Source organism: Mycobacterium sp. TH-M82, from assembly GCF_057473605.1.
The window spans coordinates 1-1,118 of record NZ_JBYCKY010000649.1 but is presented as its reverse complement, the minus strand read 5'-3'; the positions used below and the strand labels follow the sequence as shown (position 1 = coordinate 1,118).

At 71.7% G+C, this 1,118-nt stretch carries 2 protein-coding genes; both read right to left on the bottom strand.

Annotation, left to right across the window (positions count from 1 at the left end):
• The coding region (locus AC2VON_RS19140) for an alpha/beta fold hydrolase (protein ID WP_486954361.1) at positions 1 to 779 on the bottom strand (779 nt) is incomplete at its 3' end.
• A partial coding sequence (locus tag AC2VON_RS19135) for an alanine racemase C-terminal domain-containing protein (RefSeq protein ID WP_486954360.1) occupies positions 769 to 1,118 on the bottom strand: 350 nt, incomplete at its 5' end. The genes AC2VON_RS19135 and AC2VON_RS19140, both read right to left, overlap by 11 nt.

Genomic DNA, 1,118 nt, shown 5'->3' with positions numbered 1-1,118 from the left:
GCGTGCATCATCTCCTCGGAGAACGCCACCACGCTCGGACTGGTCTCCTCGCGGCCGTAGGAGGCGGCCCGCAGGATCGGTCCGATCACCGGACGAGCCGCACCGCGGCCGCGGTGCAACAGCGTCGGCACGTAGCGGGCGCTGAACTGGACAGCCTCCAGCGCCGGGTTCCGCAGCATCTCACCCAGCGGGGAGCGCGACACCCCCTTGACCGCCGAGGAGATCAGCGCCGCGCCGATGATCCGCCTGCCGTAGCGTCGGGGGAACTGCCGGGCATGCGACAGCACCGCCATGGCGCCCATGGAGTGGCCGACCAAGACGATCGGGCCGTGCGGCACCGTCGCGTTCAGCACCGCCTCCAGGTCCCGGCCGAGCCGGGGCACGGTGTAGGTGTCGGGCGGGGCGACATCGGAGGCGCCGTGGCCGCGCTGATCGTAGAAGACCATCCGCACAGCCGGCCCCCACTCGCGCGTCAGCCGGGTGCGCTGAAAATGAAAGGAGCCCATCTGCAGGCAGAAGCCGTGGGCGAACACCACGGTCAGCGGCGCGTCCCGCGGCCCGACCTCACGCACCGCCAGGGCCACCCCGTCGTCGGTGGTCACCGTCAAACCGCAGTCGTGGTCGAGGATCTCGAAATCCTCGTCGGCGTACGGGTCTTCGGCGCTGATCCGCCGGCTCATCGTGTGTGCGATGGTGGTGCCGACCGCGGTCAGCCCCGCCACACCGGCCAGCCAGCCCCTGGCCCACTTGCGGGCGCGCGGCCGGCGGTTACGTGCCACCGGTATCAGCCTCGAGATAGGTCCGGGTGACCCGGCCGCGTGGACCGGTCACGACTTCGTAGTGGACGGTGCCGAGCACGTCTGCCCAATCCTGGGCGGTGGGCTCGCCCCGGTTGCCGGGCCCGAACAGGATGGCCTCGTCGCCGGCGCTGACATCGACCGGCCCGGGGCCCAGGTCGACGGCGAACTGGTCCATGCAGACCCGCCCGGCGCTGCGTCGCCGCCTGCCGTTGATCCACACCTCGAACCGTCCGCTCAGGGCGCGGAACACACCGTCGGCGTAGCCGATCGGCAGCAGCGCCAGGGTGGTGTCGGCCTCGGCGACCCAGGTGTGCCCGT